Annotated in this window: 24 protein-coding genes and 1 pseudogene; 16 read left to right on the top strand and 9 right to left on the bottom strand. The window is 66.9% G+C overall.

Features of this window, described 5'->3' with window-relative positions; genetic code table 11:
* The first annotated feature begins 41 nt into the window (after nucleotides 1-41).
* The 3 genes from EJC47_RS11080 to EJC47_RS11070 are packed head-to-tail and all read left to right on the top strand — an operon-like array spanning nucleotide 42 to nucleotide 2,811.
* The gene (locus EJC47_RS11080) at nucleotides 42-677 is read left to right on the top strand and encodes an ATP-binding protein (protein WP_185867644.1); all 636 of its coding nucleotides are present in this window, start codon (nucleotides 42-44) and stop codon (nucleotides 675-677) included.
* On the top strand, nucleotides 677-2,164 hold the full coding sequence (locus EJC47_RS11075; RefSeq protein WP_126847626.1) for a TM0106 family RecB-like putative nuclease: 1,488 nt from the start codon (nucleotides 677-679) through the stop codon (nucleotides 2,162-2,164). Before EJC47_RS11080 ends, EJC47_RS11075 begins: the two co-directional genes overlap by 1 nt.
* A complete protein-coding gene (locus EJC47_RS11070; RefSeq protein ID WP_126847624.1) occupies nucleotides 2,161-2,811 on the top strand; it encodes a hypothetical protein in 651 nt (216 codons plus the stop codon). Before EJC47_RS11075 ends, EJC47_RS11070 begins: the two co-directional genes overlap by 4 nt.
* A 1-nt stretch (nucleotide 2,812) precedes the next feature.
* Here EJC47_RS11070 and EJC47_RS11065 read toward each other — a convergent pair whose 3' ends face one another.
* Nucleotides 2,813-3,109 carry a helix-turn-helix domain-containing protein gene (locus EJC47_RS11065; protein ID WP_185867643.1) on the bottom strand — a complete coding sequence of 99 codons (297 nt, stop codon included), beginning with the start codon at nucleotides 3,107-3,109 and terminating at the stop codon, nucleotides 2,813-2,815.
* 138 nt (nucleotides 3,110-3,247) lie between these two features.
* Between EJC47_RS11065 and EJC47_RS11060 the strand changes: the two genes are divergently transcribed.
* Nucleotides 3,248-3,625 (top strand): hypothetical protein, encoded by a 378-nt coding sequence (locus tag EJC47_RS11060; RefSeq protein WP_126847620.1) that lies wholly within the window; start codon nucleotides 3,248-3,250, stop codon nucleotides 3,623-3,625.
* A 90-nt stretch (nucleotides 3,626-3,715) separates the two neighbouring features.
* Here EJC47_RS11060 and EJC47_RS11055 read toward each other — a convergent pair whose 3' ends face one another.
* Nucleotides 3,716-4,702 (bottom strand): HNH endonuclease, encoded by a 987-nt coding sequence (locus tag EJC47_RS11055; protein WP_126847618.1) that lies wholly within the window; start codon nucleotides 4,700-4,702, stop codon nucleotides 3,716-3,718.
* A gap of 243 nt (nucleotides 4,703-4,945) precedes the next feature.
* Between EJC47_RS11055 and EJC47_RS11050 the strand changes: the two genes are divergently transcribed.
* The 7 genes and pseudogenes from EJC47_RS11050 (at nucleotide 4,946) to EJC47_RS11020 (ending at nucleotide 14,073) form a co-directional block, all read left to right on the top strand.
* Complete coding sequence (locus EJC47_RS11050; RefSeq protein ID WP_126847616.1) at nucleotides 4,946-6,232, top strand: hypothetical protein; 1,287 nt, start codon at nucleotides 4,946-4,948, stop codon at nucleotides 6,230-6,232.
* A gap of 22 nt (nucleotides 6,233-6,254) precedes the next feature.
* A pseudogene (gene xth / locus EJC47_RS11045) lies at nucleotides 6,255-7,031 on the top strand (exodeoxyribonuclease III).
* 214 nt (nucleotides 7,032-7,245) lie between these two features.
* Nucleotides 7,246-7,437 (top strand): DNA-binding protein, encoded by a 192-nt coding sequence (locus EJC47_RS11040; protein ID WP_126847614.1) that lies wholly within the window; start codon nucleotides 7,246-7,248, stop codon nucleotides 7,435-7,437.
* A 315-nt stretch (nucleotides 7,438-7,752) separates the two neighbouring features.
* On the top strand, nucleotides 7,753-9,081 hold the full coding sequence (locus EJC47_RS11035; RefSeq protein ID WP_126847612.1) for a hypothetical protein: 1,329 nt from the start codon (nucleotides 7,753-7,755) through the stop codon (nucleotides 9,079-9,081).
* Nucleotides 9,074-11,200, top strand: coding sequence for a hypothetical protein (locus EJC47_RS11030; protein WP_126847610.1), 2,127 nt, complete (start codon nucleotides 9,074-9,076; stop codon nucleotides 11,198-11,200). Before EJC47_RS11035 ends, EJC47_RS11030 begins: the two co-directional genes overlap by 8 nt.
* The gene (locus tag EJC47_RS11025; RefSeq protein WP_126847608.1) at nucleotides 11,187-13,364 is read left to right on the top strand and encodes a hypothetical protein; all 2,178 of its coding nucleotides are present in this window, start codon (nucleotides 11,187-11,189) and stop codon (nucleotides 13,362-13,364) included. The genes EJC47_RS11030 and EJC47_RS11025 overlap by 14 nt, the downstream gene beginning before the upstream one ends.
* On the top strand, nucleotides 13,354-14,073 hold the full coding sequence (locus EJC47_RS11020) for a hypothetical protein (RefSeq protein WP_126847606.1): 720 nt from the start codon (nucleotides 13,354-13,356) through the stop codon (nucleotides 14,071-14,073). Before EJC47_RS11025 ends, EJC47_RS11020 begins: the two co-directional genes overlap by 11 nt.
* A 67-nt stretch (nucleotides 14,074-14,140) precedes the next feature.
* Here the strand turns inward: EJC47_RS11020 and EJC47_RS11015 are convergent, their stop codons facing one another.
* Both EJC47_RS11015 and EJC47_RS11010 read right to left on the bottom strand, forming a co-directional pair.
* The gene (locus EJC47_RS11015) at nucleotides 14,141-14,809 is read right to left on the bottom strand and encodes a hypothetical protein (RefSeq protein WP_126847604.1); all 669 of its coding nucleotides are present in this window, start codon (nucleotides 14,807-14,809) and stop codon (nucleotides 14,141-14,143) included.
* Between the two features lie 104 nt (nucleotides 14,810-14,913).
* Nucleotides 14,914-15,750 carry a hypothetical protein gene (locus EJC47_RS11010; protein WP_126847602.1) on the bottom strand — a complete coding sequence of 279 codons (837 nt, stop codon included), beginning with the start codon at nucleotides 15,748-15,750 and terminating at the stop codon, nucleotides 14,914-14,916.
* Nucleotides 15,751-15,859: 109 nt separating this feature from the next.
* On the opposite strand from EJC47_RS11010, the gene EJC47_RS11005 reads away from it, so the two are divergent.
* A complete protein-coding gene (locus EJC47_RS11005) occupies nucleotides 15,860-16,324 on the top strand; it encodes an SDR family NAD(P)-dependent oxidoreductase (RefSeq protein WP_221885170.1) in 465 nt (154 codons plus the stop codon).
* A 46-nt stretch (nucleotides 16,325-16,370) separates the two neighbouring features.
* Here the strand turns inward: EJC47_RS11005 and EJC47_RS11000 are convergent, their stop codons facing one another.
* Nucleotides 16,371-17,399: a hypothetical protein gene (locus EJC47_RS11000; RefSeq protein WP_126847600.1), complete on the bottom strand. Its 1,029-nt coding sequence runs from the start codon at nucleotides 17,397-17,399 to the stop codon at nucleotides 16,371-16,373.
* A gap of 88 nt (nucleotides 17,400-17,487) precedes the next feature.
* Here EJC47_RS11000 and EJC47_RS21025 point away from each other — a divergent pair, with 88 nt between their 5' ends.
* The 4 genes from EJC47_RS21025 to EJC47_RS10985 all read left to right on the top strand — a co-directional run bounded on the left by EJC47_RS21025 (nucleotide 17,488) and on the right by EJC47_RS10985 (nucleotide 20,111).
* Nucleotides 17,488-17,634, top strand: a complete 147-nt coding sequence (locus tag EJC47_RS21025; protein ID WP_185867642.1) for a hypothetical protein — start codon at nucleotides 17,488-17,490, stop codon at nucleotides 17,632-17,634.
* Between the two features lie 286 nt (nucleotides 17,635-17,920).
* A complete protein-coding gene (locus tag EJC47_RS10995) occupies nucleotides 17,921-19,216 on the top strand; it encodes a hypothetical protein (protein WP_126847598.1) in 1,296 nt (431 codons plus the stop codon).
* A gap of 9 nt (nucleotides 19,217-19,225) precedes the next feature.
* A complete protein-coding gene (locus EJC47_RS10990; RefSeq protein WP_126847595.1) occupies nucleotides 19,226-19,546 on the top strand; it encodes a hypothetical protein in 321 nt (106 codons plus the stop codon).
* A gap of 106 nt (nucleotides 19,547-19,652) precedes the next feature.
* Entirely contained in the window at nucleotides 19,653-20,111 is a 459-nt protein-coding gene (locus tag EJC47_RS10985; RefSeq protein WP_126847593.1) for a YbaK/EbsC family protein, read from the top strand.
* A gap of 29 nt (nucleotides 20,112-20,140) precedes the next feature.
* Here EJC47_RS10985 and EJC47_RS10980 read toward each other — a convergent pair whose 3' ends face one another.
* From EJC47_RS10980 to EJC47_RS10965, 4 genes are all read right to left on the bottom strand, one after another.
* Complete coding sequence (locus tag EJC47_RS10980; protein WP_126847591.1) at nucleotides 20,141-23,893, bottom strand: hypothetical protein; 3,753 nt, start codon at nucleotides 23,891-23,893, stop codon at nucleotides 20,141-20,143.
* Between the two features lie 87 nt (nucleotides 23,894-23,980).
* The gene (locus EJC47_RS10975) at nucleotides 23,981-24,250 is read right to left on the bottom strand and encodes a hypothetical protein (protein WP_126847589.1); all 270 of its coding nucleotides are present in this window, start codon (nucleotides 24,248-24,250) and stop codon (nucleotides 23,981-23,983) included.
* Nucleotides 24,251-24,423: 173 nt separating this feature from the next.
* On the bottom strand, nucleotides 24,424-24,912 hold the full coding sequence (locus EJC47_RS10970; protein WP_126847587.1) for a hypothetical protein: 489 nt from the start codon (nucleotides 24,910-24,912) through the stop codon (nucleotides 24,424-24,426).
* A 279-nt stretch (nucleotides 24,913-25,191) separates the two neighbouring features.
* On the bottom strand, nucleotides 25,192-26,955 hold the full coding sequence (locus tag EJC47_RS10965) for a site-specific integrase (RefSeq protein ID WP_126847584.1): 1,764 nt from the start codon (nucleotides 26,953-26,955) through the stop codon (nucleotides 25,192-25,194).
* Between the last annotated feature and the right edge of the window lie 43 nt (nucleotides 26,956-26,998).

Genomic DNA, 26,998 nt, shown 5'->3' with positions numbered 1-26,998 from the left:
GGATGGTATCGCGACGCGCAGTTGAGGCAGGATGGGACCGGGTGGTCCCGGCGCTCTCGGACGAGGGGCTCCTGCTCGTCGAATCCTCGCACCGGGTCGCCAACGAGGTGTCGGCGGCGATCGCCGCGATGCGGCTCGTTAAGTCCGGGCGCGGAGGCGTCCGCCGCCCGGAGATGGTCGATCGGGCGATCGAGCGGCTCGAGGGCTTCGCCGGGGTCGTCCGCGCGCTCGCTATCGTGCCGACCGCGCCGTTCGACCTGCGGCGCGGCATCGAAGAGCTGTGCGACGGCCTGCGCGCGTCACGGGAGAGTGCGGGCTGGAGCACGCTCAGCCTCGACCTCGTCGAGATGGTGGTGGACGGAGAGACGGGTCGCCGAATGATGATGGTCGCCAGCGAGTTGATCCACAACGGCATCCGGCACGCGCTCGAGCACCGTTCCGGATTGCTCGCCGTCGTCCTCCGCGGCGACGCGCAAGAGGTCAGGCTCGCGGTCCTGGACGACGGGCCCGGCATGCGGCCGGACGCCCCGACCGCTGGGACCGGCATGGGTCGCCACATCGTGGCCGAGCTGGTCCGGCGCGGCGGCGGGGAGATCACTATCGAGACCGGGCCGAAGGGCACCAAGGTGCGCGTCGCGATGCCGCTCGGTGTGACCGACGGCGCGGGGCTCTTCTGATGACCGCCGCGATCACCGGCACGTTGGTGCGCGACCTGCTGCTGTGCGAGCGCCGCGCCGACCTCGACGTCAACGGCGACGCGTCGCGCCGCGACGAGGTGTCCGACTTCGTCCGGATGCTGTGGGACCAGGGCTGCGTGCACGAGGATGCGATCGTCGAGGCGCTGCCCGGCACGGTCGTCGATCTGCGCGACCTGCCCGCCGGCGTCCGCTTCGGCGCCACGCTCGCCGCGATGGACGACCGCCCCGACTGGATCGTCGGCGGCAGGTTGGAGGCCGGCGATCGCGTCGGCGTGCCCGACCTGCTGCGTCTGGACGAGGCCGGCTGGAGCGTTGGCGACGTGAAGAGTGGTCAGGCATTCGATCCCGCTGGTCGGCCCAACCGCGAATACGCGGTGCAGGTCGGGCACTACGGCGCGCTGTTGGGCGAGCTCGGTCTCGGCGATCCCGACCGCGCCTTCGTCGTCGGCCGCGACGGGCGTCCCGTCTGGTATGACCTGACCGCCCCGCGTGGCGACCGTCCGAGCATCGCGGACGAGGTAGACGGCCTCGTCGACTGGGCAAGGTCGATCGTCGAGGGGACGGCGGTCACCAGGCCGGCGCTGTCTGCCGCGTGCGGCATGTGCCACTGGCGCGGCGTCTGCCGGGCCGAACTCGACGCGGCGTCCGACGTCACGCTGGTCGCCGGGCTCGGCCGCGCGCTCCGCGACGTGGTCGAGCCGCTCGCGCCTACGGTACCGATGCTCGCCGCGCTGTCCGACGCGCAGGTCCGCGGCGCCTCGGTACCCGGCCTCGGCCGCAGCCGTCTGCTCCGCTTCCGCGACCGCGCGCGCCTTCTGTCGACCTCGGGCGCGAAGCCGTTCGCGCGTGCGCCGCTCGGCCTGCGGCGTTACGACCGCGAACTGCACCTCGACCTCGAGAGCGATCCGATGAGCGATGGCCTGGTATATCTTCACGGCGTCGTCGTGATCGAGGACGGGCGCGAGGAGTATCACGCCTTCTTCGCGGAGCGTCCCGAGGACGAGGGAAGGGCGTTCGCCGAGGCCTGGGCGTTCCTCAACTCGCCCGCAGGCGGCCACGTCTTCCACTACAGCCGCTTCGAGCGCACCAGCTACCGCGTGCTCGCGCGGCGCTACCCGGAGGTGTGCACCGCCGAGGAGGTCGAGGCGCTGTTCTCGCGGGCGCGCTCGACCGACCTGCTGGTCGACGCGGTGCAGCCGCTGACCGAGTGGCCGACCAACGGCGTGGGCATCAAGCCGCTCGCGAAGTGGCTCGGTTTCAACTGGCGCGACCGCGACGCGTCCGGCGCTGCCAGCATCGCCTGGTTCCACGAGTGGCTGGAGGCCGGATCGGCGGCCGTCCGTCGCCGGATCGAGGAATACAACCACGACGACTGCCGCGCGACGGCCGTGCTGCTGGAGGCGCTGATCGAACTGCCGGTTCTGTCCGAGGCACCGTGGCCGGTGGCGGAGCCGGCCGCCGCATGATCGACGAACCGATCCCGAAGGATGTGCCCTGGCCGCCGGTGCTCACGCCCGATCAGAACCGCGCCCGCGTCAAGGCGGAACGCCGGTTCAACGAGGAGCGCCTGCGGCTCTTCCGCACCTACGCCGGGCTGATCCTGCGGCGCGTTTCGCCCATCCTGATCGACTTCGCGGAGTTGCGGGGCATCGACATGCAGGATCGGATGCGCCGGATGAGGCCCGCGGGCGGATGGAGCGACAAGTGGCGGATGCGGACCAGTCGCCCCGGCGTCGGCGCGAAGGCCAGGCGTCCGTCGACGGACGCAGTCAAGGGGTTGTGGGGTCGCGTGCCGTCCTCGAGCCTGGACGATCCGGACCTCCGGCTCGGCATCACGATGGAGCGCGACTCCCTTCAGCCCGAGTTCCATCTCGGCGACGCCGCCTGCTATGGCGCGCACGGCGTCATCGAGCTGTGGGTCCGCGGGTCTATTCCCGATACGCTGGCCGTCGGGGCGGTCGGGCGGCCGCTGGCGACAGTCGTCCACCACGACCTGTTCGAGCGCCGAGAATACCCGATCCGCAGCGTGATCCCCAACGTCGTCGACTGGTCGATTATCACGGCGGACGCGCCCGCCGAGCCGATCCCGGCCGCCTGGCTGGCCGGCATCTGACCTAGCCGTCGGTCTTCTTCACGTAGGGCCGCTTCTCCAGCGCCACGGGGTCTGGCTCGATCCCCTGCAGGATCGCCGCCATCGGCATGTCCAGCGCCAGCGCCAGCCGTGCCAACGTCTTCACGTTGACGTTCTGCTGCCCGTTCTCGAGCCGCCATAGGTATTGCTGGCTGAATCCGGCAGACCGCGCGAAGTCGGCAGGCTTGATGTCGGCCTGCTCGCGCAGCCGCTGCACTCTCCTGCCGATCGCGAGGAGCATCGGAACGTGCTGATGGTTCTCGTTCGAGGCGGTGGTCATGGGCGGGTTATAGGACGGCCCGAGCCACGACGCCAATGACCCGTATCGGGGGGAGAAGCGGAACCCGCTCTGCCGTTGGAGAGTTGACTTATAAGTAAAAGAAATACTCATGGAGTCCTCCTAATGGACGGTTGTGCGATGGACGATCTCGGTGGCGCGCGGGCGCGTTTCGCCTGCGTGGCGGCGCGCTGGGCGCTGGACGCGCGGGCGGCTGCCGGACTGCTGGGGCTACCGGGCGACTGGTCGGGCCGGTCGCTGGTGGAGGTGGTCGGCGGCGTCGGTCCGGATGCCGAGGCGCGGATGCGCCTCGCCTGCGACGTCGACGCGCTGCTTTGGCGGCTCGTCCCCGACGCCGAGGTCGCGGATTGGCTGCGCTCGACAGGCGTCGGCTACGAGGACGAGAACGTCACGCCACTCGAAGCGCTGTCATCCGGCGCGCCGGCGCTCCGTGCATTGCGCCGACACCTGGAAGAAATTCGGGATCCATCATCAAAAATGGAGATGTCGGCGCGCTGAGGCTGGCGACCGTTGGCTGCCGTCTTCTTCCGGGTCTGATCGGCCGTCCGGCCAATCGGGTTCGAATTATTGCCATTCGGCACGGCGGAATCACTGCTGCAGATGCTGCACGTAGGTCAGGAAGTCGGTCCAGGTTGCGGCTCGGGACCGCGGATCGATCGCGACCATCGCTCGGTTGTTCTCGCAGATGCCAAGCTCCGTCGCCTCGTCGCTGACGGTTACCGGAATGAGGGCCGTGAAGAGCGCCTCGCCGAACAGCGAGACGAAGATCGACGGCGAGGCGCCCGGTACGAAAGCGACGACGTGGTGGTCCTGCTGGCCGGCGGGTAGCGGCAGCTTGTCACGGAACTCTGTCCTGATGCCCTGCATCATCGCGACGACGTCGTCGTCGCTGGTCAATCCCCGGGCGGCGTCGCGAAGACTGGCGGCGTCGTACGAGCCGGTCCAGCGCCAGCCGAACATGTGATGCGCCAGACCGTAGGCGGCCTTGGCCATCGTCCGGTAGATCGGCGGCAGCGATATCACCGTTCGCGCCCGGTAGAGATCAGTGATTTCCCGCTCCGCGCTGGCGATGGAGTCATCCAGGTCGATCGTTTGACCGGAGGAAGGGTCGACCAGGCGTCGTCCGCGCTTCGCCTCCTTGTCGGCGATGCCTTGCACGATCTTGCGGACGTCGTCCTCGCTGCCCACGACCAACAGTTCCTCGCCGAGCGCATGTGGCTGACGGACGACCACTGGCTTGTGATGGTATTCGACCTCGCCGACCGGTGGGATGGTCATCCGACCGGGCTCGTTCGTGTCCATCGAGCGCATCGGCATCACGACGTCCGGGACGTTGCCACTGTAGCCGGTGATGCCGAACTGCTGCCGGATCATGGCAAGCAGCGGCTGGTTGATCGTCGCCGCGTCGACCGTGTCGCCGAGCGTGCTGTTGCACTCGGTGCACGCGTCCATAGTCGCGAAGCCGTTGCTGCCGCCGAGCGACCAGGGGATGAAGTGCTCCAGGGATGGATTCAGCGGGCTCTCGCGCTCGTCCTTCGGGACCAGTGTATGGAGGCAATATACGCAACGGGCCATTTGAATTCCGCCTTGGGTGAGCGACCGATCTAGGACTTGCCAAACATTCGCGCCACCCGGCCCGACGCCAATCCGGGCGGATCAGCGACCGCTGGGCCGTTGATATCGGCGCTTCGGGTGACGATCTGATCGTCATGACCATCACGCGCGTTCATGAGGATCTGAAGAGAAGAGGGGCGACAGGTCCGAGGCGATCACGCACGCGGTCGTCGTTGCTCGGGGCCATCTGATCCGATGGGTCCGATGCTCATCTTCGACAAGTCGTTCCTTCAGAGCCTGTCGGTGGATGAGGCCGTAATCCTCGATCAGATGTTCAGCTGCGTCGTGACGCCGCTGTTCTTCGTGGAGACGATGGCGGACCTGACGAAGGCGACCGAGAGGGGCCGCACCGCGGAGCAGGTCGTGGGTGGCTTGGCCGAACGAACTCCGGTCGCCCACAGCTATGTCAACACATACCATCAGCAGGTGGTGCTGGACGACCTGCTAGGTCATCGCCGCGATGAGTTCGATCACCGGCCAGCCGTTGCTGGAGGCATACCGGTCCGGGTGGAGGGGAAGGCCGGGGTGGTTTATCGCAAGTCCCCGGAACGCGAAGCCTTCGATCGGTGGCAGGACGGTCGGTTCCTCGACGTCGAAAGGCGGTTCGCGCAGCACTGGCGAGCGAGCCTGGCGGCGATCGACCTTCCGGCGATCGCCAAGGCGTATAAGGCCCTGATGCGCCGGGAGGATCGGCCCAAGTCCCATCGCGCGGCCCGGGATCTGGCCCGGCGAATGGTTGATGCCGGCGGGCAGAACTATCGGTCCGTCCTGCTCGCGCACGACCTTCTGGACATGCCGTCCGACGCGCTGGCCGAGATCATCCGGCGATGGCGCATCGCCGGCGCTCCGTCCCTGCGCGAATATGCCCCCTACGCGGCGCACTGCCTGGAAGTGGACCTGTTTTTCGAGCTCTGCCTGTCAAACGGCCTGATCTCCGACCAGCGGCCGAGCAACCGGGTGGACATCAGCTACCTCCACTATCTCCCCTTCGCGGACATCTTCGTCTCCGGCGACAAGCTGCATCGCGCCGCGGCACCGCTCTTTCTGAACGATCGCCAGCGGTTCGTCTGGGGGCCGGATCTGAAAGCGGACCTCGCGGTCCTCAACGCCCATTTCGCTAACCTGCCGGAGGTGTTGAAGTCGAAGGGTTTGTTCACGCTGGCCGACCGGCCACCAGTCGATCATCAGGGTCTGGTGGCTGGGCTCTGGGATGGACGTATGCCCGGTTGGCGCGACCGCAAGCCAATCGGGAAAACGATGTCGCCCGAGGACGAAGCACGGATTGTCGCCCAGTCCAGGCGTCTCCATCAGGCCGCCCAGCATGGTCGTCACGCGGAACTGGTGGACGGGGAGGAGGTGCAGCACATGATCATCCAGCGGCACATTGCGAAGCAGCGGGGCAGCTGGCGCATGTTCTCGGCCGAGACTGAGGCGAACAGCGACGCCGAGTGGGCGCGCGAGAGGAAGGATGGGGACTCCGGGGACCGATGACGTCGCATCGCGTTGAAAGCGGATGAAGATCGCCACCTACAACGTCAGCGGCGTCAACGGCCGGCTTCCGGTCCTGCTGCGCTGGCTCGCGAAATCCCGGCCGGACGTCGTGTGCCTGCAGGAGCTGAAGAGCCTGGACGAGCGGTTCCCGGAAGCGGCGATCCGCGATGCGGGATACGACGCGGTCTGGCACGGGCAGAAGAGCTGGAACGGCGTCGCCATCCTGAGCCGGGCGGGCTCGATCAACGAGACCCGGCGCGGGCTGCCCGGCGAGCCCGATGACGTGCAGAGCTGCTACATCGAGGCGGCGGTCAACGGCGTGATCGTCGGCGCGCTATACCTGCCGAACGGAAATCCGAGGCCGGGCCCGAAGTTTGACTACAAACTGCGGTGGTTCGAGCGGCTGATCGGCCATGCCGTCACACTGATCGTTAGCGGCCTCCCGGTGATGCTCGCGGGCGACTTCAACGTGATGCCGACCGACCTCGACGTCTACAAGCCGGAGCGCTGGCTGGACGACGCACTGTTCGCGCCGGTGGTGCGTGCGGCATTCGCACGGTAGGTCGATCGGGGCTGGACCGTCGCGTTGCGCACGCTCCATCCGGGCGAGAGGATTTACACGTTCTGGGACTATTTCCGGAATGCCTACGGTCGCGACGCCGGGTTTCGCATCGATCACCTGCTCCTCAACCCGCCGCTCGCCGGGCGCCTGAAGGACGCGCAGGTCGACAGGGATGTTAGGGGTTGGGAGAAGGCCAGCGACCATGCCCCGGTGTGGATCGAGCTCGCGGAGGATTGACCCGACGCAGGTGAACGCTCTCCATTTTCTCTCTGCCGCTGCTTCCCCAGTGACGCTGACATCTGTTTCGACACCCGCGGAAGACGTGCGGGAGCGTGAGCCAGACTGAACCAGCCGGCAAAAACCATATTGAAGTTACGTTGGTATTGAACAACCGGCAATGGCGCGCTACATTGCCATCGTAATATCAATATCGTTTGATTGGAGGAATGGAATGTCGTTGTCTGATGACCTGCTCAAGGGAGCGAAGCGGCTCGCCGAATTCACCGGGTTCGGGGAGCGCGAAATCTACGATTTCGCGAAGAGCGGCGCCTTGCCGCTGTTCAAGGTTGGCAAGCATATCTGCGGGCGCAAGTCCGAACTGCTCGCTCGCATGACCGGGAATGTCAGTGGCGGCGGAAAATGAACACAAATTTCGCAACCAGCATGTTCGTAACAGTGCGCATCAGCCTGTCGCAGGCCGTGAAGCCCGCAAATATCCATAAGAACCACAACCTAAAAATGAACATCTTGAACACGGTTCTCTAGTATAAGACGGTTTAACACTAGCAGATTCTGAAGATGTTCAAATAGATATACGGATTTTACGAGTTTCTACGTCTGAGTGCATCTGAGCCACGTTCAGTTTTCCAGCGCAGAAACCTATCGATAATTACTGCGTATTCTTGGGCCTGGCAAGCGCCGGGACTGCCGCGCCAAGCCTGATAGCAAGGAGTTTAAGGTGTTCGACCCGGAAACCGGCCTCATCGAGGACGTTGCGATGTGGGACCGCCCGCTCGTCGACATCGTCCGCTTCAACCCCGGCGCCGGAGTCTATCCGATCGCGGGGGTGCCCGCCGATGTCGCGGAGACGTGGTCGGTTGCACCGGGCTTCGCGTGTCCGGTGAACCACGAGACGAGACTGCCTTTCGAAGGACCGCTACGCTACCTTTTGTCGCTCCACGATCGCGGGAAATACAACGCCCAGACCAACCGGGCCTACGCCTACGGTATGAAGCCGGGGCTGGAGGCGCTGGTCCTTGAGGGCAGGCCATACGAGTATCTCGACGACGACGTCGTGACGACCGTGGTGAACTCGCTTGCGCAGGGCATGGGGCGGCTGGGCAGGCCGATCACCGGCGGCACGATCGAGTGCTACGTCCAGGCGCTTTCCCGATGCGCAGACTACACGAACAGCATCGGCATGACGGCGATCGACATCGACACCGATGCACACGTGGCGCGTGGCTGGGGCATGGCCTCGATGCTGGACGCGGACGGCGGGCGCATCGACACCTCGCTGTTGCGAACCCACATGATCCGGCCGTTGCACAAGGATACCGTAAATAGGATCGAGGCGCTGCTGCTGATGGATCCGCGTCGCTGGCGCCGCGACGGTCCTTCGTCGCGGCCCGGCGTTAGCTTCAGCAACGGCTACCGGAACGGCCTCCGGCTTATCGAGAACCTCGGGATCATGGTCGAGGAGGTGATGCATCACACCATCACCGATCCCAACGAACTGTTCCAGTTCCCGATCCTCCGGACCAAGGGCGCCGACTATCGGACCGCGTTCGTGTTCGGGCGCGACATCCTGCGGTGGCAGCGTTACGCGGCTCATGAGCGCAAGGACTGTGTGCAGGAGGCCCGCGACATCCACGGCTCCAACTGGGACGAGCCGCCCGAACTGCTGGTGAACGGCTTGGCGTCGGGCGAGCATGTCGGTTCCGCGACCCAGCCCAGTTCGATCCAGCGCGATTTTCGGGTCGTCCAGGAGCGCCTCGGCATGGTCGAGCGCATCCCCGTGCCGGACGGTCGGGGCGGAGTTCGGAATGTCGAGCTGCTCTGGCACTGCTATCATGACCTCAGGCACACCTACGCGCATCGGATGTATCGAGTCGCGAAGCTGCGCAGCGACCATTTCGCGGACGACCCGATCGCCTTCGTCCAGTTGCGGCTCGGCCACGCGGACCGCGGCACCACGGCGCGCATCTACCTGTGGCCGGACCTGCGCAAGGTCGCGACCGTGGGCGACCATGCCGTCGCCGGCAATCGGGCGCTGATCAATGCGTAGCCGGTCGGCGAACGCGGTCAGGCTGAGCGAGAGCGGCGCGCTGAAGCCATGGACGCCGCCTGCGCCGGAGACGGTTGGCGAACCTGGGACCGTTGCGGATACCGATGCGGTCGACACCCCTTCGCCTGCGCCGCCGCTGCTCATCATCGACGCGCCGGACCTCCTCGCGCCGGACGCTCCGCCGACGGTGGTCCGCGACGGGGAGGGCAGGGTGTTTGTCGAGATCGCGAACCCGCGGGTCCGCGGGGATCGCTCCCGCATCGCGGTCAACGAAGTGATCGATGTTCCGGCGGCCGGCGAACCGCTCGTGGCCGCGCTGCTCGCCGCCTGCCGGGACCGCGTCCCGGTCACCTGGTTCAAGTATGCGGTGTCGCTGACGAACTGCGTCGCGGCGCTCAAGGCGACACCGTATGCCGGACTGTCGCCGGAGGACATGCCGGCGGACCTGATGGTCCATGTCGAGCAGGCGCGCGAGAAGATCGCCGGCGGCCCACTTACCTTCAACGGAAGGGAGGACCTTAACCGCTTCAGGACGCTTCTGCGGATCGTTCCAGGCACCGGTCACATCGATCTGGAGCGCAAGTCTAACCCGCACGACGTGGCGGCCCAGTGGCGGATGGTCGACGGCGAGATTGAGCCGAACGCCAAGCTCGCCTTCACCGATGCGGACATCGAGCGCCTGGCGAAACGGTGTTCGCTCGAAATCAGGGAGACCATCGCGCGGCGCAATCAACTGGTCGCGTTCCTGGCCGGCGACGGCGACGCGGCGGGCCCCAGTTCGAGCGATATGCTGAAAGCGGCCCAGATGATGCTGGATGCCGATCCCGCCCGTCCGACTAGCCGGTTCGATCTTGTCGGCAATGGGGGCCTCGGCTTCGATCTTCTGTTCCGGATTGGCTGGGACCACATTGCCGAGCTGACGGCCAGCCTCAATGGTCCGGACGCCGAGGGGGCACTTCCCACCCAGGTGGCACGGCTGATATCCGTCCAGCGGGAGCATCTCGGGAGTGGCGCCGGCCGCGAGGATTTCGGTCGTCGCTACTTCAAGGAGCGTGTCGGGTTCGCCCGGCAGGGTTGGCTGGCAGCGTTGAGGGTGGCCTATCCGACGGCGCGCGACATGTGTGCGCCCGCGGCGACCATGGGCATGCTCACGCGGTGGAATCCGGGGCTTCTGACCAAGATGCGGACCCAGGCGCTGAAGCCGCGCGAGCTGCACTGGACCGAGCTCGACAACGATGCGGGGGAGGGTGTGCCCGAGCGTGTCCGTGCCGCGCCGTGGAAGCCGCGTGCGAAGCGCCTGCAGCCCGTCGATTTTCCCGTGACCGACGAGCCCGAGGATCCCGTGCCGCTGATGCGGTTCGTCGAGACGTGGACCGACCACATCCGCGATCCGGACGAGAAGGTGGGTGCCAATCTGTTCATCTTCGTGACCACCTTCCCCTCGCGGGATCGGACGAACTTGAGCTTCGCCAATTCCAACGAGCAGCGGTTCCGTTTCGAGTTCGCCGAACTCTGCGCACGGGCGGGGACGGCGCCGTTCACGCCGCGTGCGCTGCGTCCAATAGGTATCGACATCATCCACGACCGCACGAACGGCGACCAGATGCTGGTCCACGCCTCGGGCAACTGGGCGGTCGGGTCGGACATGCCGTCGCTCTATGGGGCGGGGCCGGCGCGGGGCCGCGACTGGGAGCGGCTATACTGGGCGGGGAAGCTGCTCGAGCGGCAGGCCATCCACGGCATCCGGATCGAGGAGCGGCCGCGGGGTGCCGACCTGTTCGCGGTCGAGGACGGCTTCCGCTGCGATAGCCCGCTCGATCCGCCCGATCCGCTGGAGCCCGGCGAGCTCTGCCGGTCGCGCGGCATGTGCGCGGTCTGTCCGCACGCGGAGCTGGATGTCCGGTCGCCGGTATGGGCGTTCGCGCGCCTCGCCGCACGGGCGATCTACATCTCGCGGCGGCTTGCAGACGGCGCATCGGCGGACTGGACGCGCCGCTACCGGCCCGTGCTCCGCGAGCTGCTGGAGGTCTGGCTGCCGCTCTTCCCCGACGAAGTCGTCGTGGCCGTCAGGCGCCACCCATCCCACCCCTGCCTGGAGCTGCCCGATGCGATCTCGTGACGTCGCCGATCTCGGACACCTCGCCGGCCACGGAGGCGGTTTGCAGGCGGACACGTCCGACAACGCGACCTGGCGGTTGGTGGATCAGCCGGGCTTCCTGCGTCACCTCAGCGAGATGGTGGCCTCGAATCCGCCGGTGTCGTCGCAGTCGCGCTTCCTCGATCCGGATTGGAGGCTGGACGTGAGGCCGCCCGCGGGCCGGCGCTTCCAGAGGGTCGGGTTCGAGGGCATCGACCCCGACCTCGCCAACGAGTTGAGGATCGCGCTGCTGGTGGCGATGGCGCACCCGTCGTCCAAGCGGCTGTCGGTGTCGTCGGCCGGGCCGCTCGGTCGCAGCCTTGTCATGCTGGGCGGATGGATGACTCATGCCGGCGCGCGGTCGATCTCGCACCTGGGCGAGGGGTTCGGCGAACTCTTCATGCAGGCGCTGTTCGAGTTCGTGGACCTGATCCAGTCGGGCACCTTCGACTCGGACGCTGGCGACTGGGATCCACGCCAGCAGCTCGAGCAGAGGCCGCAATCCTGGGGCAGGAAGGGCCCTAGTGCCAGTCTTGTGGAGGAGAGCGCCGAGGGCCCGATCCACCTGTGGGACATGCGTGTGCAGATCCGCGGGCTCGTCGATGCCGGTGTCCACGGCGCGCCGTTCCACGAGGAGACCGCCCACAAGGTCGCAAGGAGCTGGGGCGAGATGGGCGATGCGGCGACGCGCAGGCTGCCGCCGGCGGTGCAGCTGATCCTTGAGGCGGGTGCCCGGCGCCTGATGGGGACGCCCGCGACGGATGTCGCACGCCTGGTCCGCGATTTCGCCGATCGCTACCGGGAATGCGCCGATCGCGACGACGCCGCTACGGCTGCACTCGATGGCTTCGTCTTCTCGACCATCGCTGGCGAGGCTGGGCCGTGGTGGACCGCAAGCCACGACTACGATCGCCACAGTCCGTTCCAGCGGATCGTGCGGCTGATCCACCTGATCCGCGACGCGGCGGCGGTCCTCGTCCTGCTGGCCGTGGGCATGCGGCCGCAGGAGTTCCTCGGGCTCATGGGCGGGTCGAAGGCGCGCAGGTTGCTGCGGACGGATGGCGGCGACGCTGTCGGCGATCGCCGGCAGTCGGTCCCGCGCTCCGTGACCGAGATGCTCAGCAAGAGCGGCTACACGGTGCTACTGGTGCTGAACGGCCACGTCTTCAAGCGCGAGCGGCGTCCGCGACCGGTGAGCTGGCTGATGGGTGGGCGGCAGGATGGCGGCGCCGATCCCGTGGCGCTCGAGGCGCTGTGCGTCATCGAGGCGCTGCACGAACCGCTGCGCGAGTTCGCCGTGGACGGCTCGGGCGGCATGCTCATCGTGGACTTCGTCGATGCCCGCGACCCCGGGTACTTGACCATGTCCCACTGCAGCTCGGCCCGGTTCTCCCATTCGCTCCAGCGAAGCATACCGCTGTTCGCGGGCTTCTCGGGCCTGCCCAACCGCGACGCCGGCTTCGACTACCGGCGATACAAGGCCGATGGGTATTCGCTCATCGCGATCTACCAGTTCCGTAAGACCTGGGCGCAGGCGAACTACAAGTTGGAGCCGGCGCTGCTGCCCGCGATCTCGCGGCAGCTGCAGCACAAGCGGCCGGAGGACACGAAGCGGACATACGTCACGAATGATCCCGACTACCTGCGCGAACTGGACCGGGCGGTATCGGCGCACACCGGCCTGCTGGTGCGCGAGGTGTTCGATGGCGACTTGGGCGTGGAGGGCACGATGTCCGACGCGATCGACGAGGTGCTCGCGATGATCGGCCCGGTGATGTCCGACGCGAGCCAGAGCGAACTCTGGCGCACCCGCGTGGCGCGCGTCGAGGCCGGCCCCCCGCTGGACCGGCTGCGCCCGCTCGCCGGCATGGCGAACCTCGCCACCGAGATCGATGACGGGCCTGGCGCGTCTCCGTTCGCCGATGCGGCGCCCCGGGACGGACCGGCGGTGATGCGCACGTTCGTCGCCGAGCGGCGGCGGTGGCTGAGCGATCTCGATGCCGGGCAGACCGATCTCGGACGGCCGTCCCGGGACCGGGCGCTGATCGCGGCGCGGCGATTGAACGAGTGCGGTTTCCCGATCGGCGGGCTCGCCGAAGGTCTCGCGGGTGTCGATGGGTTGGAGGAGTTGCGTGATGCTGGATGAAGAGATGTTCGACGCCGAGGGGCCGGTGGCCATCGAGCGCGACGACGGACCCTCAGTCGTCGTGCTGCCCCGCCGTGTCCCCGCATGGCCGGACGGTCATACGCCGGCCAACGCCTGCGAGCGTGCCCTGTGGGAGTCGTTCGAGGACCTGCGGATCGACCCGACGAGCAAGCTGACGCAGCAGATCGTCGCCCTGCGGATCGGCCGATCGCGCACGTCGCTCTCGAGCGACACTGTCGGCTACAGGCTGCTCAGGAAGGCCATCCAGGACGAGATCGGTCGGCGCAAGGCCCTGCGGGGTGGAGCGTCGGCGTCGAAGAAGAAGCCGAGGAAGACCAAGGAGGAGCGGGAAGCCGAGAAGGCGGCGCGTCGCGAGACCTCCATCAAGTATTTCCAGGACATCGCCCAGCGCGCCGACGCGGCGGTGATCACGGCTAGCGTGCGGGCTGTCCGGGCGGAGGCGGAGCGGGACGGGCTAAAGGCGCGCCTCAAGGCCATCTTCGACGACTTCAAGGCCGGTCTCTGGAAGCGGGCCGACGGAAGCGAGGACGGCGTGGGGGAGCTCGGGGCGTTCCTGTCCCTGCCGGGCTACGCCTTGGTGGCCCGCGATGACGGCGTCAGCCCTCCACCGGGCGCGGATGCAAAGGCTGGTCGCGCCCGCCAGGCGTGGCGGGATGGCAGGAGCACATGGCGAACGAAATCAGGATGACGACGGTGCGCATCGGGGGATGATCCTTCGGTTGACGGTGATTGCCGGCACCGCGCCGGCAATGTGCCTAGGCTTCGACTTGGCAGGTTGGTGCGCGAACAGGCTCCGGCAGCCAGCCTAGGCCAGCGAGTAGCTGGGCGACCGCTCCGTCGATGAGATCGTCCGGGCCTTCGCGCAGGGCGGGGGCAGGCCGGCCGCCGCGCAGCATCCGGAGGATCGTCGATGCGCCGGTCCACGAGGTCGACCAGCGCTGCCGGTCGTGGGTTGCGATCCATCCGGTCCCGGCCAGGGCCCGCCGCAGCAGCGCGGCCGACAGGTCGTCGGCTGCGAATTCCCGCGCCATCGCGCTCGTCGTGAGCTCCCAGCCGAGGTCGCGGTGCGCGATCGCCGGTATCGGGATGCCTGTGCCCGGCGTCGGACTGAACCTGCCGTCCGGCGAGAGCCTGCCGCGGTAGGCGACGCCGTTCTCGTCCGGCCTAAGCGCGAAGCCTGTCCGCTGGCCCGTCTCGGTAACGAGCGCCTCCCACGGCCCATCGGGGCCGGTCGCGGCCCCATCGCGTTCGAGCCGCTCCGCCAGTATCCTCCCTGCGAGCCGCAGCGTCGCGGTGGCGTCGTGGGCGTAGGTCGCGGCGTGGTGCATGCCCGCCTCGCGCAGCCACGCCTCGCACTCGGCGGCGGCGTCGATCGCGCGGCAGGCTGCGCAGGCACATGCAGTTTCGGGCCGGCAGGAGCTCATCGGCAACAGTCCGTTATTTGACTTATAAATCAAGTAACGGTGAAAGCGGCCTCAGGTTCCGATCAAACAGGCCGAAGGCAGCCCGCCAGGGGCCGGGGTGAGGCCTACGTCCTCAACGTGATCATGGCGTCGTCCGGCGGCGCGATGCTGACGATCTCGATCTGCCCCGGCGATCCGGCGTCCAGCGTGACGTTTCCCGTCACCTGATACTGGACCATCTCCATCGGCTCGGCCTCGTAGGTGTTGCTGACGACGATGAAGTAGTGCGCGAAGGTGGTGTCGCGTGGCACGAACCTGAGCTCCCTCGTGCCATCGGGCATGTCGTGATGCTCGAACTCGCCGACCAGTTGCAGGCTGCTCACCTGACCCGATGGCCCCTCACTGGCCTCACGCGGCGGCTCGTCGGAGGCCTTGAGGAGCGGGACCCAGTCTTGGTCCTCGTCCTCGGTGACGCGGTCCAGATCGTCCTCTTCGTCGATCTCGGCTGGCATGGCCTGCGGAAGGGTTCTCGGATGTTCAGGTGCCAGGTCGCTGCCGAACGCGATCCGCTGCACGAAGGGGACCTCGTCCCGGGAGATCGTAACGAGGGTGTCGCGGTGGCGGAGATCGATCCGCATCACGCCGTCGAGCGCCATGACCTCCCCGACGGCGACCGCGAAGGGGTTCGGGTCCCTGCCGCGCTGCCTGGACAGATCCTTCAAGGCGACCAGGAACCCGGGAATCGCGAGCAGGGTCGCAGCGACGCCGCTGACGATCGCCACCGTCACCTCGACGCTGCCCCGGTCGACCGCGCCTACGGCCAGGACGGCGTCGGGGCCGGCGAATCCATCGGCCCTGACCTGCTCCTCAATGGCGGCGAGCAGTGCGGCGAACCTCTCACGCTCGATCATCTCGTTGGTGTCTAGCCGGACGACGAACGTGGTATTGGGATCGGTGATCATCCCGACTGTCTGCCCTCCCGTTCGATCCTAGGCAATGACGCGCCTACCTCGGGTTCTGGTCCAGCGGCTATTCCTGGTCGCTCCGAACGGCGCTCGGCGTGATAATCGCATGACGTCGACGGTGACGATCAAGCCGCTGCCGTTGGTCAGCACCTATCGCGCTAGCAAGGCCGCGGTGAGCGCGCTCACGGAGAGCCTTGCGATCGAGATGGCGCCGTTCAGGGTTCGCGTTCACATCGTGCTGCCGCGCCGCTCGCCCGCGACGCAGTTCGGTGCCAACGCGATGCCGCACCTGCGCGGCCTCGACAACGCCGACTACAAGCCGCTGATCGAAGGCATGATGAAGCAGTTTCGCGAGGACGATGGGCCGGTCACTCATGCCGGCGATCTTCGAGGCTGCCACCGATCCGTCGGCTCCGCTCAGGATCCCCGCCGACGCGGACGCGGTCGCCTGGATGGCGGAGGCGAGTCGATGCGCGACCCCGCGGCCAGGGGACCGGGCTCGTCCCAGCGGAAAGTGCGTCCTTTCAGGTTACAGGTTTCGGTCGAGCTGGGACGCGGCTCCCTGCATTGAGCGTCGTTGACCGTCGTTCCAGTTGGGCCGGCGGCGCGTCTCGGCGTCAGGCAGGGTCGAGTTCAAGATCGTGTGCCGCGAGTGCCGTCGTCCGCAACTTCTGGGCAAGCGTCTCCATATCGCCTTCGCCGTCCGTCAGACGCATCAGCGCGCCGTCGCTGGCGGTGTGGGGGACGCCCGTGGCGACGCCGAGCGTCTGCTCGATGAGCGCGGCGATCCCGAAGTAGAATGACACGTTGCCGTCGCCGACCGACATCCAGCGCTTCCACCCCTCGCGCGGCGACGGTCGCAGCAGGTAGCGGGCGGTTCGGACAAGACGCGGCGGTGGCGGGTTGTCGTCGTCGATCGCCGGTAGACCGGGAGTGGCGTCGATCAGTTCGAGCGCGCGTGCGAAGTAATAGTCTGCCTCGCTCAGTCTTTCGCCCCGGGCCTCCGGGACCTTCTTCCTCACTGCCAGTTCGGGCGCCTTCTCCGTTTGGCCGATCTTCCGCGCCCAGCCTTCGCGCTCGGCGAAGAAACGTATCTCGTCTGCGACGCCTTCCTTCCCGACCGGCGTCGGCTCGAGCCCCATCGCGGCCTCGATCGCGGCGTTGACCGAGACCATGTCGATGACGATGCGCGCGTCGAAGCCGGAGCCGAGCGACTTGGGGAGCGTCTCCGGGGTCGCGGACGCGATGTCGAACGGGCTTGCCGGTTGGCCGGCGGAGTCGGATCCTGGATCGGCGGAACGGAGCGCGTTTCCGGAGATGACGGCGATGGTTGAGTTCTCGGACGGGACGTCGAGCCCCTTCACGCCGGCGCTAGCCGCGGTGATGAAGAGCCGCGAGAGTTCTGGCCAGAAGTCTCTGACCAGCGCCAGTGCGGAGGCTGGGGTGAGCGACGCCTGGGTGAGCGAGAACCAGAGCGAGAAGGCGAGCACCTCGTCCATGCCGTAGTCCGCGCGTTTCGCCTTTCCGACGCGAAATCCCGGCGGGAAGCGCTGAAGGTTGAGATACTGGAGCCGACCCTTGAGACCCGAGGGGTCGTTGCCGTTCATCGCCGTGATCACGGCCTCGATCTTGCGGATGCTCACCATTCTAAAAACCATATAGATGTCACGATGGTATTGCAATACGTGAAGAGCGGTCCATATAGCGATCGTAGCATTGTTATGGAGAATTTAATTGGACCGCCACGATCCCCACCTGCTGCGTCGCGAATTCGCCGATGGATTCGAGCGGCTTCGGCGCGACTACGATCTCGATACGGTCGTCCACCAACTTGCCCACGCGTCGCGTGCCGCCACTGACCGCTACTATCGTCGGCGGTAATTCCCTGGCATCCGTGGGCGTCGAAGGTGATCCGCTCGCATCGCCAGGGTAGGGGGCGGCAAGTCTTTTTCGCCCATCCTCTCCCCGCCCGCGTCATCCGAAGTGTGGCAAGAGCGGCATTGACGTTCAGTGATGCGAACAAGTCAAAATGGACGCGTTGACTTGCCTTGGATCATTGTGGGTTCCCGTTTGAGTAATAGATTCCTACTAGGCAAGTTGACCACATCGTCGTTTCAGCCTGGCCGACTCGCCCAAAGCTATTGCTCAAGCGATGTGGGAGGAATTCATGAGGTCTTCGATTGCAGGCGCCATCGGCATCATCGGACTTGCGCAGACCGCGGCCGCGCAAACGGTCGGGCCACCGATCGAGTTGAAGCCGGCGGACCTGCCGAGATCGATCATCGTCCCCATCGACGCCAAGGCTATGGTCAAGGGGAAGACGCCGCAGGCGCCGATCACGCCAACCACCACCGACGCGAAGCCCGATCTCAGGGACCCCGCCGTTCGTCGTCGCATCGCTGAAGGGCTCCTGGGCGGCGGCTACGACATCTGGACTAACAGCCCGATTCCCAACCGCTGCGTGAACTACGCACCGGACGCCGCGGTCTACGCGTCGGCGGTCGCGGGCGTGCCTAGCCCCCGCAACTGGTCTCAGATCAACTACGTGAGCAACTATTCCCAGCATTCGTCGGCACATTCGTTCGGCGTGTCCGCCACGATCACCTATTACGCGTTCTCGCTCGGCGCCTCGCACGCGGATTCCCAAGCCAACGGCTACAGCTCTTTCAGCAGCTACATCGAGGTCGACAAGGGCGTCGTCGGTGACAGCATGATTTTGGTCAGTCCTCCGGGATCGGCCGCGCTGTCCCCGAGCGCGCTCGCGCGCAACGCACTGCGTTCCGCCGACGCCACCCGTCAGTTCACGAAGTCGTGCGGGCAGGCTTTCATATCGAAGGTGTGGTTCGGCGAGCACATAGTGGGCTCGATGGACTTCGCGGTCCGCATGGACAGCTCCGCCGGGGCGAATTCGACGTCGGTGTCGATCGGAGTCCAGAAGATCCTCGGCGGCGCGGTCTCCGACGCGAACGCGTGGTCCGACCTCGCGTCCAAGTCGGCCATGAAATACAACGTGCGGGGCGGGCCCGCGCAGGATCAGCAACCGAGCAACTGGCTCGCCAACATTCTCGCTTACGGCGCCGACGGGAAGTTCAAGGACGCCAACGAGGTCGTGTTCGTGGAGGTGACGCCGTATTCGGCTTTGTCGGACCAGCTATTCGCCAAGTTCATCGACCCCGCGACCGAGGCGCAGGCGAGCATCGTCGGGTTCCGCTACGACTACATGGAGGCGCTGCAGGCGCTGACCGACAGCTACGCGGCGCGCGACCATCCGACGATCTTCAAGGCGCCGACGCCGTCCATCGACGACCGCATCAAGGCGCTGACGGACTATATGGACTTAGCGGGCGCGATCTACCTGGACTGCCGCAAAGCCGTGATGGTCGCATCGTCCGCCACGTGCGCGGCGAAGGCGAAGGCGCTTGGTCCGGCGCCACACTTCGCTCCGCTAGAGCTCATACCGTAGGAGAGGCGAGTGGCGGAAGTTTTTGAACAAGCGCACGCGCTCCGCAGACGGGCGTTCAATGCATATGCGGCGCCAGACCTGTGGGGTCCCGCCGTGATTGTCGCCACGGCGATCGGCGTCGTCACCTACACGATCGAATACGAGGCTGTCGGCGGAACACTTGTCATGGGGCGCGTGACCTACTTCAAGGGAGCGGGCGGCGGGAGGAAAGTGACCGAGGAGTTCAAGGATTCCGTCACGATCACCACCGCCGACTCGATCGCCGACGTCGAGTGCGAGTTCAAGGGCGTGCCGCTCGGCTCCGCGGTGGAGGGTTTCTGCGAGCCTTGATCGTGCGACCCGCACGATTGAGCCTTAACGAGGACGAGGGACCAGCCAGGGACGGTATTCTCCCGCGGCCAGCGCCGATCGATCGTCCGTCTAGGGAGCCGCTCTGATGGGAGTCGCGGCGGTCCGCGATTTCTTCGCGTCGCGCGCGCCCGATGTCGAGATTATCGAGCAGGCGGCGAGCGTCACCACGGCGATTGAGGCGGCCAAGACGCTCGGCGTCGGGGCGGAGCAGATTGCGAAGACCATCGCGCTGAGGACCGGCGACCGGGTTATACTGGTCGTCGCCTCCGGGACGTCGCGGATCGACAACCGGAAGGTCAAGGATCGCTTCGGCGTCCGACCACGAATACTGCCGGCAGACGAGGCGGAGCGTCTCACCGGCCATCCGGTGGGCGGGGTGTGCCCGTTCGGACTCGCGACGCCCATCGCGGTCTTCTGCGACGCCTCGCTCCTCCGGTTCGTCGAGGTTTTCCCGGCCGCCGGTTCGCGAACCGCCTCGGCAAGGCTGTCGCCGGAAAGGCTCGCCGCGCTCGCCGACGCCGAATGGGTCGACGTCTGCGCCTGAGGTCGCGGCGATGAATGGTCGCCGAGCGCCTATCCGTCGAACCTCAACCTGTCCCGTTCGGCCTCCTCGTCGGCGCGCTTCGCGTCCTCGTCCCAGCGATCCGCTATCGCGTTGAGCATCGCCTTGGTGCGGGGGAACGCGGTCCGCGCGCTCGCCCAACCCCGGTTCAGGGTCGCCAGACCGCGCTCGTCCTTGCCGCCGTCGAACATGGCCTTGGTGTAGACGCCGCGCATGTTGAAGCGCTCGATCATGATAGAGCGTTCCACGTCGTCCGAAGCCAGACGTTCGATGGTGCGCGCAACCGGGTCGGGCGGCCACACGCCACCATCCTCCAGCGCATGGGCCATCACGCGCCCGATATACATCGGGACGACCGCGCTGCGCTTCGCCCTGACGCCCTCCTCGATCATGCCATCGACCCATGCGGTCAGCGCCGCGTCGTCCACCACGCCCTCCGTCGCGCCCGGCATCCGCTCGAAGGCTATCAGTATGCGGTGCGAAGCGTTCCCGCGCAGCCGCTCCTCCTCGGTCGTCTTCTGCTCGCCGGGATCGGTGCCGTCCTCGACATAGACGTCCTTCAGGATCGAGACGAAGAACTCGGGGTCCGTCGCCATCAGGTCGAACAAGGCGAGGTCGGCGTCCTCGTGCTCGATGACGGGGAAGAACGCGTATTCCAGGCGCGCAAGCTCGACCTTGTCGACGCCCTCCCGCGTGCGGAGTTCCTTGAAAAGCTCGGATACGTGCCAACCGTCCATGTCGCTACGCAGACCCCGCGTCGAAATCTCGGCCGCGCGCGCGGACAGCAATTCCCTGACCGTGGACCAATCCAAGTCTTTCTCCCGGTCGTGAATCGCCTCGAGCGCCGTCCCCGCGCGCCCGGCGGCGACATAGGAGCGCACGAGCGTCTGGAGGTCGGTCGCGTCACCCTCGAACCGCCGAGGCTCGCGGTTACTCCAGAAGTGCGCAACTGCCTCAGGGCCCAGCGCATCGACCAGCCTCCAGGTTTCCGGTTCCTCCGGCCACGTTAGAAGCATCGATGCAGTCCGCACTGGCGACCATCGGTGCCTGTCGGCGAGCTCGGAGATGCGGGCGTCGAACGACGGACCGCGGTCGAGGCGCATGTTGCCAGCCAGCCAGGTCGCGAACTCGGGGGCGGGGGCTCCCGGGTCTCCGTCGTTAAGCAGGTCCTCGAGGACGTCCTCGTCCCTGACCCCCACCGCGACGGCGTAGGCCGCGAGCCTCGGGATGCGGACGATCCCGGCCAGCTCGCGCACCGCCTGCGCGCCGCCGGACGCCGCCAGCTCGGCCACCGCGGCGCGACGCCGCTGATCCAGCGCCCGCTCTGCCTCGGCGTAGTCTTCCGCGTAGAGCGGCATCCATTCGTCGAAGAGCGCCCGCGCCTGGCCCATCGGGTCGGTGCTTTCCAGACCGGCGACGATGCGCTGGAGGCGCGCGAGTTCGGGTTCGGGCATCACCCACTCGGCGTTGCGGAAGCGCGCGTGCCGGTCTGCAATGGCGCGCAACTGGCGACGGAGATCGATACGCTCCTCGCCGACGACCGTGGACGCGTGCGCGGTGAGCATCTCGAGGAACTGGACGCGCCGCTCGGGCGAGAAGCGTGGGAAGGCGTCGACAACCTCCTTCCAGCGGACCGCATCCTCGCCGAGGCCGGAGAGCGCCCGGTCGGTCACGGCGTCGTAGGTCTCGTGAACCTTGCCCACCGTCAGCACCTCTCGCTCGGACGCCCCGGCGTCGCGGAAGCGCGGACGCTGCGTGGGTCCCTTCACGTCGTGGAACCGCGGAAGGAGAAGCGCGGTGAGTCGCCAGCCCGTCGCGGGATGGCGCGCTATGATCTCGTCGAGGACGGCGATGCGTTCGGCGAGCGTCGCATTCGTCCCGGGCGACCACGCAACGAAGACGTCGCGCAAGCTGTCGATTGGCCTGTTGCCGGACTTGCCGCCCGTATCGAGCGAGTCGAGCCTGGCGAGCAGCAAGGCCACCTTGCGGAAGTATTGCGGATCCCAGGCTTGGAGCTCGAGCGCCCAGAGCAGGTTCGGTAGCTTCGACCGCGCGACGCCGTGGTTCAGCGTCTCAACGAAGAACTGCGCGGTGAGGTCATGGTCGCCCTCGAGCATCTGCCCGAGGGCCGAGAGCAAAGGGTCGGGGGCCGCCTCCATCAGGTAGGTCAGCTGCCGCTCGAGCGCGAAGATGACGCGTGGGTCGTCCGTCAGCCCCGGCAGGCTGGCGACGAGATCGGCCACGAACTGCGCCGGCCGATCCATCGCCTCAAGCCCGACCTCCTCGTGCATGGCGGCGACGATCAGCAGCGTCGTCGCGATGCCGTCGCGCAGGATCGAACTGTAGGGAGCCGTCGAGACGCCGAAACGCTCCTGCGCGATGTCGGGTGGATCGGCCGTCGCGAAGACCTTGAGCGCCACGCTGGCCAATGTGCGAAGATCCCGTTCGGTCACAAGGTGCGACAGGTTGACGAACCCGTCGACCGGCGCGCGCAGCTTCCAGATACCGGCCCGCAGGTCGATGGGCGTGTCGTGCATCTCAAGATACCGCCGCAGTCCGGCCTCGTAGGTCTCGTAGTCCGTGCCGCTCAGCTCAGCGACGATCGCGCGGTCGCCATCCTGCCGAGAGTTCCAGGCACCGGCGAGCAGCGCGGGAACCAGCCGCCCGCCATCGGTGCGCCATTCCGGCCGCTTCGCGCCGGTGCGCCCGATGTGGCGCTGGAGGACGGTCAGGCTTCTACCGGTCTTGCGCGCGAGGGTCTCGGCCTCCTCGTCTCCGTAACCCATGGACTGCAACGCCTCGCTCATGTCGCGGATCGAGGGTCGTTCGAGACGCTCGTGCCGTCCTCCATTCGGACGGTAGTCGAGCGTCGAGACCGCTGGTCCGAACGTCGACAACGCGGCGCCGACGTCCTTGACTGAGGGCGACACGATGAAACTGTAGCGGTCGGCGATCGACAGGCGCCGGCCCGCCTCGTCTGTGTCGACGACGAGCGTCCGCGCCTCGAGATAGTCGCGGTCGGCTTTCTCCGCGTTGCGGATGGCCGCAACGGCGACCGCGCTGACCTCGTCGGGGCCGTCGCCGACGAGCACCAGAGAGCCGTGGTTGCTCATGAGATGGCTGACGATCCGGCCCGCGGTTTCCGTGCGAGCGCACAGCGCGACCGCTTCCGTCAGCTCCGGATTGTATTCCTTCGAGAAATCGCTCCAGAACTCCTCGGTGCTTCGCGCTCCGATCTTTGGGACGTGCCCGAGGACGAGGCGGGCGTGCTTCGCACCGACCGCCCCGTGCTGCTCCAGCCACGTCTCGAGCATCGCCCCGTCGTAATAGAGGACGTCTGCGAAGTGCCCGCCTTCGCGATACTCCTTCAGGAAGTCTGGCAGCTTGACCGTGGGGTGATTGTAATTGCGCGGGGTTACGAAGACGAAGGTGACAGCCTTCGCATCAGCCTTCTGGTCGTCCGTCTCAAGGCCATCGACGCGGGTCTTGTAGTCGCTCTTGAACTTGGCGACTGGGTCCTCGTTCGTGCCGAACTCCCAGACGGACCGCCCGGCGGGCACGTATGTCGACCCGACCGCTGTCGTCAGGTCTCCGTCGTAGCCGCGGACCTCACCGGACTCGCCGCCCGGAAAACGGATGTGCCGGATGTCGGCGGGGTCCGGGGACGATGCGAGGATCAGGTCGCGGACCATCACCGGGAACTCTATCCGGCTTCCCTTGCGGTCCGCCCAGGTGTCGAGGTCAGTCTGCTTGATCCACTGCATCGCTTCGTCTCTGGCTGTTCCTGGGCGGCTGCCCGGCTTCGGTCGGGTTCTAGCGCGCCAAATGTATCGGCGCGACGTTTTCGGGGCTCACCAGATCGAACCGCGCACGACGAGCGGTTCGTAGAGGGCCGGAGTGGTGTCGCCCTTCCACGCTTGGCCGGCGAAACTTGGCGTGCCGTCCTCGAAGCCGCTCCCCAGCCACGCAGCGTCGAAAAGCGGTCGCAGGACGTGCGGATCCGTCCGGCCCGCGTCTAGCACGACGGTCCCGAGAGGGAGGCCGGGCAGGCGGAGCGGTCGGCTGAGCCATCGCGGGGCGGCCAGCTGAACGCCCTCTGTCCCGTTCAGCGAAGCCTCCATCACCATCCGCCCTGTCGAGCCGATAGCGGATAGTATGGCAGCGAGGCGACGGGCAGCATCGAGGATGGTCGCCTCCAGCTGGAGGCCGTCGACACGATGGTCCGGTTGTCGTCGATCCTTGCCCCGATCGGTACCACCTCCTCGACGATGCCACCAGCGGGCAACCGCGTGAATCAGCGCGCCTCCGGGTTGGGCGCATCGCCGCGCCGCACGCCCGGATCGTGGCTCACCCACTGCCCGGGACCGGATCCGGCCTCCGCCTGCTCATAGCCGTCGGGCACGAAGTCGAGCCGTGCCGCCTTGACCACAGCCGGGTCGATGTAGGTCGGGCGGGTGAAGGGCGCCATCAGCACCGACAGTCTCGGCATGGTAACGAGCGCGGGCGCATCGCCGCGCGCGGTGCGCATGCGGAGCTCGGAGATCCGCGCGGCGACGTCGGAAACCGCGTCGGCGTCCGGCGGTGCGGGCCTGCGGGAGGCGAGGACTTGGGCGATCGAAGCGGTCAGGATCACCTCCATCTTTTCGGCGAATGCTGACCCCGCCTTGCGGCGCTCGGCCGCGGGCGCGCCCTCGTGGAGGTTCCAGGCCGCCGGGTGGCGAAGGTGGGCCAGGTCGAAGGGAGGGGCGGTCGGAGAGCCGAACGCCTCGTTCATCACCAGCACGATGCGCTCGCCGGCCCGTCCCGACTGCCGAGAATCGCACCTAGACTAGAATCGCATGCCGTTCGATGTGAACAAGACCGCCTCCGTCTTCCGGATGACAGTGCAGCGAGACGGCAGCTTCGACCCGGAGTATGGCCGCGACCCCGCTCATCGTGATCACGGATCCATCCGGCATGCAGGCTGCGCCGCACGCGCTAGCCACGGCCGTAGCGCCATCGACTGAGCGGTGGATGCTCTCGAACACATGGCCGGGATCGGTGAAGACGACGTAGCACATCCTCATGCTCGTCCTCCCACCGACTTCTCCCAGTCGATCGAGCCGAATGCCTTCCTCACTGCAGGCCAGTCGATCATCTCGAACGTCACCCGGTCCAGTTCGCGCTTGAGAGTCTTTAACCTCGCGCCGATGCCGTACTTGTCGCCGGTCGATATGCCGGCATGTCCCATGATCTGGTCGACGATGTACTTCTCGATGGGAACGTCGCGTGCGAGGTCCTTGAAGTTGTGCCGGAGGGAGTGGAACGCGATCCGGGGATCGTCGGACACCACCTTGTCGATCAGTCGGTTCGCGACCCGCGAGGCCGCCTGACACAATTTGTCGAATTTGTTTGGACGAAGATCCGGGAACAGTCTGGTCTGCCCGGCCTCCCTCAACGCCAATACATACGCCTCGAAACCGAGGCTGAGGACGACCTCGTGGATTGGTATCATGCGTCGCGACGTCTCGTTCTTGACCACTGCATCTGAGCCGAGATCCAGATAGAGTACCCCGCCGTCTCGCTTCACATTCGCAAGTTCGGTCTGGCCGATCTCCTCGATGCGCGATCCGTTGGTCAGGCCGAGCAGGAACAGCCAGGCGAGCGTCATATCCCCGACAGACTCCTTTCGCTCCGACCAATTCTTGGGCTGCAGGAAGAGTTTGCCCGAGAACAGCTTCGCCAACTCATCGTCGAGGAATGGGCGGCGGCCGCCTGTGTTCTTGGTGTAGCCTTCGATGCGGATGCCGCTGCCGGTGTTCATCTCGATCCAACGCTGGTTGAACGCGTGGGTGAGCAGCGCCTGGAGGTGTCCGACGCGGCGCTTGACCGAGGCGGGCGCTACCTTCGGCCCCGAGAGATCGCGGCATGCGGCCATCCGCGCCGAGAAGGTGAGGGCCCGATGCGCCAGCGGCATGGCCTTCGGCAGTGACGCCACCGCGTCCCGGAAGTTGTAGAGGTGGTCGCCGCCGATCTGCGAGACGGGTATGTCTCCTGCGAAGTCGATGAAGTCCTCCACCGTCGTGCCGGTCTCGTGCGCGCCCTGCTGTCCGGGTGCCGGCGTCTTGTTCTTCCATTCGGTCAACAGCTCTCCGAGCAGCATGCCGGGACGAAGCCGCGTCCCGGTCGGCCGGAAGGGCGAGGCGGCCAGGACGCGCAGATCGGCCTGCTCCCGCTCGATCGCACTGGTCACGGCCTCTGTCAGCGCCCAGTCGTTGTCCGCGCTGCGCGCGATGTCGCCGAAGCCTCCCTCGCTGCGGAACGACCCGTGCACCCACAGGATCATGTGCTCCGCCATGAAGAGGATGTCCTTGCGGGGGCGCGTCTTGAAGATGCGCATCCACACATCTCCGGGCAGGTTGGCCGGATCCATCGCCGCGAGGCCGGCGGGGGACGATTCGAGGAATACGGAGACGCGACCGGCGGCCAGCTTCGCCGCCGCCGCCTCCTCGGCCCAGTATACGTTCGACAGGGCGGGGAAGCGGTCCAGCCGGCTCCCTCGGTGGAGCGCGCATGCCCTCGCGACTGCGGCATCGGCCTGTGCTGCGGTCAGCCGCGTGCCGACGGTCCGCTCGTCGATCGCCGCGCGGGCGGCCGCGAACCGGCCTTCCAGTTCGGCATTGGCTGCGGCGAATATCCGCCGGGCCTCCGCCGAGTCCTTCGTCTCGAGGGATTTCTTCCAGAGCTGACGCCCGCCGAACTCCTCGCGAAGCTGTTTCGGGATCTGCCGCCGAAGGTAGAAAGTTCCAGTTTCAGGATGCCGCCAGGGCTCCGCCATCGCCACCATAATTCGTCCCGCTGTACCCGCTCGCTGTACCAGGCGGAGGTGA

Source organism: Sphingomonas sp. TF3 (genome assembly GCF_003985085.1).
Taxonomy (GTDB): Bacteria; Pseudomonadota; Alphaproteobacteria; order Sphingomonadales; family Sphingomonadaceae; genus Sphingomonas.
The sequence above is the reverse complement of the archived record's forward strand: the minus strand, read 5'-3'. Positions and strand labels throughout refer to the sequence as shown.